We start from the raw sequence: 5,185 nt of genomic DNA, 5'->3' as shown, positions 1-5,185 counted from the left end.
GTTTAATACTCAAAAAGGATACGGATTTATTGTGTACGATGGCAATAAGGATATTTTTGTACATTTTAAAGATGTTTTGGGCGGTATTGACAGCTTGCAGGAAAATGATAACGTGGAATTTGAGATTGCGGAAGGAAAAAAAGGCTTGCAGGCAGTTAAGGTTAAAAAAGTTTAATTAAACCTTACTGATATATAGAAAGGGCTGTCTTATCGGACTGCCCTTTTTGTTGTTAATAGTATTGCAATATTTGTGCCCTAATAATTAGCAGACCGGAGGATCTGCTTTTGGTAAAGATCAGGAACTGATCATCTGCGGGTTTAATTTTATACTTTTTACTGAGGTTTTCTGCCTTGTCCGGATAATTCCGAACGATGATATTTCCTCTTAATTCTTTTTCTTTTTTGAGATCGGTGGCAGTAAGAATTTCGGTTATTTTGAATATTCTGCCTGGAAATTCTTTTTTGTATTGATCTGAAGTATATAACTGCGTTTGTTCCTGTAGTTTCTCTAGTCCATAGGTCTTTCCGATAAGAGAAAATGCGCCACTTTTTAGTAATGCGGCGTCGGGTTCGTAAATATATTTCTTGAGTTCTCCTTCATTAAATATGACTTCGGCTTCCTGATATAATTCTGTTGAGAATTGCTTGATGCTGTCGTTGATGGTACTGCTGATGATCTTAGGAAAGGTATCCTGGTTTCTTTTTAAAATAAAGAGCAGTTCTTTACATTCATTTCTGGTGCTTACAATATGTACTTCGTTAACAAATTGTAGTTCTTTGATTCCGGCGGTGATGTCGAGCAGGGGCGAGGTTTTGATGATGACCTGGTCTGATTTAGACAGGAGTAAATCCATATTTTCAATCACATTTGGCCGGCAGTCTTTGAGCATGAAAACTTTGCCCGACTGACTTCTTCTTGCAGGATCGATGTAAATGGTGTTAAAATGCCCTGGATAGGCTTCCAGGTAGGCTAATCCATCACCTGCTATAAATTGGATATGATCTGCGCCAAGTGTTTTCAGATTATGGGCTGTAATTTCCGAGAGCTCAGTATTAATTTCGCAGTGTACCACCTTTTCTGCTTTTTTCGAAAAGTAATAGCTGTCTACTCCAAATCCGCCGGTAAGATCAATTAAGGTACCACCATCAATTAAACCTGCTTTGTAGGCTGCAGTTGTTTCTGAAGAGGTCTGTTCTATAGATAAGGGTTCAGGGTAATAAATTTGCGCTGCGGCAAACCAGGTAGGCAGCTTTTTCTCAGCTTTCTTTTTGGAACTGATCTGTACGGCTAATTCTCTGGAAGACAGGTGTTCAAAAGGGCTTTTGGCCATAGCAAGCTGATGTACATCAGCTTGCAGGTGGCTGCTGATATAGGCCTGAACTTCTTGGTGTAGAATGGACTTATTCAATGCTTGTTTTATCTTTCATTACAATCTGGCAGGTGTGCCGGCTTTTGACCTCCAGAAGAATCTCTTTGTTTTCTGTAACCCTGTCTATCGTATCCTGATTGTAATAACGAATGGTGACCAGTTCCAGTCCTGTATTGTATTTAACTTTATAGTGTTCCGATAATTCTTTGATCAGCTGCTCTGTTTTTTGTTCATCCTGGTCTACACTTACTGAAAAGCTGATGGCAGAGTTCAGCATGGTATTGACCTTAACTTTATGCTTATGAAAGAGACTGAAGATATCGCTGAGGTTTTCCTCGATGATAAAAGAGAAGTCTTTCGGAAAGATAGAAATCAGGACCTGGTTGACTTTAAAGATAAAAGAGGGTACAGGTAGCGGAGCGTTAAGGGCAGTGATTTCGGTACCTGGACTTCCGGCATCAACAAAGGATCTTACATATAGAGGGATATTGCTGTTTTGCAAAGGCTTTATGGTTTTTGGATGGATAACCGTTGCTCCGTAATAGGTCAGCTCTATGGCATCGTGATAAGAAAGCTGAGGGATTCTCTCTGTTTCTGCAAACCATTTGGGGTCTGCATTGAGTACGCCGGGCACGTCTTTCCATATGGTCAGTGAAGTGGCCTTCAGGCAAGCGGCAAAAATAGCTGCAGAGTAATCTGAGCCCTCACGGCCAAGTGTGGTTGTGAAATTTTCGCTGGTACTGCCAATAAAACCCTGGGTTACGACTATGGATTTCCCGAGCAGGGGTAAGAGGTGTTTCTGGATTTCGGCATCTGTTCTATTCCAGTCCACTTTACCTTCCCGATAGGTATTGTCTGTTTTAATGTAGTTCCGTGCGTCGGCCCAAACTGCATTGCATCCTGCTGAGTTTAAATAGGCGGTCACTATTTTTGTAGAAACCAGTTCTCCTATGGAAACAATTTGATCGTAAATATAATCTGGTGCGTCGCTGGCTTCTTCTTCCAGAAGCCATTCGATTTCTACAAAGGTATTGGCAATGTCGTTGAATACGGGATTGCTGTGATCGGTGAAAAGATCGTTCAGAATGTGGTAATGATAGGCTTTAACTTCCTCCAATAATTCATGGGCCTCTCCGTCGTTGAAGAGATATGATCTGGTCAGTGCTTCGAGTTTGTTGGTCATTTTGCCCATGGCAGATATAACGATGAGCAAGGGGCTGGCTGAAGTGTTGTTGATAATTCCGGCCATATTTTGGATGGATTTTGCATCACAAACAGATGCTCCACCAAATTTATATACTTCCATATTTATTTTAGTGCGGGTAGGACTGGATTGGGTTTCAGGATATCATTAATTTGTTCAAACGGAATCAGTAGTTCGGTAGTGCCTGCTGCATATGGTTTGATTTCATAAGGGTTATACAGAAATTTCAATCCCTGGTTTGTTATGGTAAAATTGTGTGGTAGCGAAAAGGTGTTTTTTTCGAAAAAGTAATTATCTGCCAGGCTCTGTTTTGGAGTCAATTTTTCATTTTTTCTAAAGATTTTCTCTGCTGTCGCAGTTAATGCAGGAAGGCTCCCAGGTTTGATCAGACTATCGATTGTTACATTTTTATTGCTGAGGGTATTATAGTTGTTGAATACGATGGCGTAATTTGCATGTGCGCCACCTGCATAGTCTATGAAGTCGTATCGTAAGCCCAGGTAACCTTTTCGCTGTGGAAGAACCTTGATGTGAACCTCCTTAAACCAGGTTTGCTGGTCGTCTTTATTGTCTTTTTTATAATCATCAAAGCCTTTGATAAATCCTGTAGCAAGCTCGCTGTAATCTTTATATTTAGGATCGTCGGGACTGTCTGTTTTCAGTGCGGCTGCCTGAATAAATGAATTGACTTTATTGCTGCTGAATACCGGGTATACGATAGTTGCTTTAGTGGTGTCCTTACTGTTCGCCGGCAGTGCCAGTTTGCTGTATACTTTAAGTGAATCGTATTTAAACGTTAAGGTGTCTGTAATGACAGCGGCCTCGGTGTTTGTGGAATCGGCCGTTTGGCCACCTTTTTTTTCACTTTGACAAGCGAGGATGCTTGATAGAGCAAGTAGTGCAGCAATCTTTTTCATATCTCTATTTTTTTATTTGTTCTTTGGAAAAGGAAGCATTTAACCAGCCAGCTTCTATACTGGCTTCATACTTTTTATAGAAATTGATTGCAGGTTCGTTCCAATCGAGTACCTGCCAGTTCATTCCATTGTAGTTTTTGTCTTTTGCTTCTTGCATTACGGTTTCAAAAAGGAGTTTTCCGACCCCTTTTCCACGGTATGCTTCAGTAACAATGAAGTCTTCAAGGTAAAGACGGCAACCTTTCCAGGTAGAATAACGGGTATAATAAAGGGCAAAACCAATGATCCTATCTTCGTTTTCGGCAACAAATGCTTTCCATACAGGTTTTTCTCCAAAGCCTGCATCTGCAAACTCTTCCAGGGTCACCGTTACTTCTTCTGGTAGTTTCTCATAGACTGCCAGCTCATGGATGAGTTCAAGGAGTGCCGGACAATCTTGCTTTTCTGCGACGCGGATAGTTATACTCATTCTGCTTTAAAATGTTTGAGTTTTCTTTTACCAAATATGTTGCTGCCAATTCTTACCATGGTACTGCCTTCTTCAACGGCAATTTCATAATCTGCAGACATTCCCATTGAAATTTCTTTAAAATAAGCATCTTTCCGGAAAAAAGTCAGTTTAATTCCATCGAATAAAACTTTCAATTCCTGGAATTCATCACGGATCTGTTTTTTAGATTCAGTATTGGTGGCAATTCCCATCAATCCTACAATTCTGATATTTTTCAAGCTTTCAAATTCTTCGGATCTGAGGAGTTCAATGACTTCATCAAAGCCCAGGCCGAACTTGGTATCTTCATCTGCAATGTAGACCTGCAGCAGGCAGTCAATTACCCTATTGTTTTTTAACGCTTGTTTGTTAATTTCTATCAGGAGTTTTAGGCTGTCTACAGATTCAATCAGACTGATGAAAGGTGCAATATATTTTACCTTATTGGTCTGCAGGTGGCCAATTAAGTGCCATTCAATGTCTTTTGGTAATAGGGCATGTTTATCAACAAGTTCCTGTACAATATTTTCACCAAAAATTCTTTGTCCGGCATCATAAGCTTCCTGAACCGCATCGGCTTCATTATTCTTGGAAACAGCGACGAGTTTCGCAGAGGTACTTTCTAATTCCTTTTTATATTTTAATAAGTTATCGGCTATGCTCATTTATCAGTATTTTTGGTAAAATTAACAACCTTGACGCAATTTGCGGCAAGAAAAGATAATGTTTACAGATTGATGAAGCCAGGCATAACTTGCATAGAGAGATGGGAGGTGTTTAAAAGAAGGATTGTTTCAGGGTTTGTAGAGAAAAAATTGATGATACGATGAAGAAGATTTTGTTAGCGGGAATTGCATCTTTATTCCTGTTTGGATGTAAGCCCCCTGTTCCCAAAGATATTATACAACCTGATGATATGGGGAAAATACTGTATGATATCCATGTAGCCGATGGGTATGTGAATACGATTCCCGTGCCAGATTCGGCTAAAAAGGTAGCTTCTTCTTTTTACAAAGGCATTTATAAAAAGTATGGAATTGACTCTGCTGCATATACGAAAAGTATGAACTTTTACTATACGCATCCGGATCTCATGAGCAGTATATACGAAAAGATAAAGTCAGATTTGACAGCAGCAAAAAAGAAAGTGGATAAAGTTGTTGCAGATTCTGTGGCTGCCGCGAATAAAAAACTGCAGAAAAAG

Annotated in this window: 7 protein-coding genes; 2 read left to right on the top strand and 5 right to left on the bottom strand. The window is 39.9% G+C overall.

Features of this window, described 5'->3' with window-relative positions:
- Positions 1-175 (top strand): cold-shock protein (locus DBR11_RS28210; RefSeq protein ID WP_108555869.1); only part of this gene is annotated, 175 nt, incomplete at its 5' end.
- A gap of 55 nt (positions 176-230) precedes the next feature.
- Here the strand turns inward: DBR11_RS28210 and DBR11_RS28205 are convergent.
- From DBR11_RS28205 to DBR11_RS28185, 5 genes are read right to left on the bottom strand one after another with little or no spacing between them, the layout of a single operon-like run.
- Positions 231-1,409: a hypothetical protein gene (locus tag DBR11_RS28205; protein WP_108555868.1), complete on the bottom strand. Its 1,179-nt coding sequence runs from the start codon at positions 1,407-1,409 to the stop codon at positions 231-233.
- Positions 1,402-2,676: an aspartate kinase gene (locus DBR11_RS28200; protein WP_108555867.1), complete on the bottom strand. Its 1,275-nt coding sequence runs from the start codon at positions 2,674-2,676 to the stop codon at positions 1,402-1,404. Before DBR11_RS28200 ends, DBR11_RS28205 begins: the two co-directional genes overlap by 8 nt.
- Positions 2,677-2,678: 2 nt before the next feature.
- On the bottom strand, positions 2,679-3,491 hold the full coding sequence (locus DBR11_RS28195) for a DUF3298 and DUF4163 domain-containing protein (protein WP_108555866.1): 813 nt from the start codon (positions 3,489-3,491) through the stop codon (positions 2,679-2,681).
- 4 nt (positions 3,492-3,495) lie between these two features.
- A complete protein-coding gene (locus DBR11_RS28190; RefSeq protein ID WP_108555865.1) occupies positions 3,496-3,960 on the bottom strand; it encodes a GNAT family N-acetyltransferase in 465 nt (154 codons plus the stop codon).
- Positions 3,957-4,646 (bottom strand): YggS family pyridoxal phosphate-dependent enzyme, encoded by a 690-nt coding sequence (locus DBR11_RS28185; RefSeq protein WP_108555864.1) that lies wholly within the window; start codon positions 4,644-4,646, stop codon positions 3,957-3,959. The genes DBR11_RS28190 and DBR11_RS28185 overlap by 4 nt, the downstream gene beginning before the upstream one ends.
- A 161-nt stretch (positions 4,647-4,807) precedes the next feature.
- On the opposite strand from DBR11_RS28185, the gene DBR11_RS28180 reads away from it, so the two are divergent.
- The coding region (locus DBR11_RS28180) for a DUF4296 domain-containing protein (RefSeq protein ID WP_199233992.1) at positions 4,808-5,185 on the top strand (378 nt) is incomplete at its 3' end.

The organism is Pedobacter sp. HMWF019, assembly GCF_003061025.1.
In the GTDB taxonomy this organism is placed as follows: Bacteria; Bacteroidota; Bacteroidia; order Sphingobacteriales; family Sphingobacteriaceae; genus Pedobacter.
This window is presented reverse-complemented; position numbering and strand designations above follow the sequence as displayed.

Coding starts and splice junctions, on each gene's coding strand:
- DBR11_RS28190 (WP_108555865.1), bottom strand. CDS start 3,960: ATGAGTATAACTATCCGCGTCGCAGAAAAGCAAGATTGTCCGGCACTC.
- DBR11_RS28185 (WP_108555864.1), bottom strand. CDS start 4,646: ATGAGCATAGCCGATAACTTATTAAAATATAAAAAGGAATTAGAAAGT.
- DBR11_RS28200 (WP_108555867.1), bottom strand. CDS start 2,676: ATGGAAGTATATAAATTTGGTGGAGCATCTGTTTGTGATGCAAAATCC.
- DBR11_RS28195 (WP_108555866.1), bottom strand. CDS start 3,491: ATGAAAAAGATTGCTGCACTACTTGCTCTATCAAGCATCCTCGCTTGT.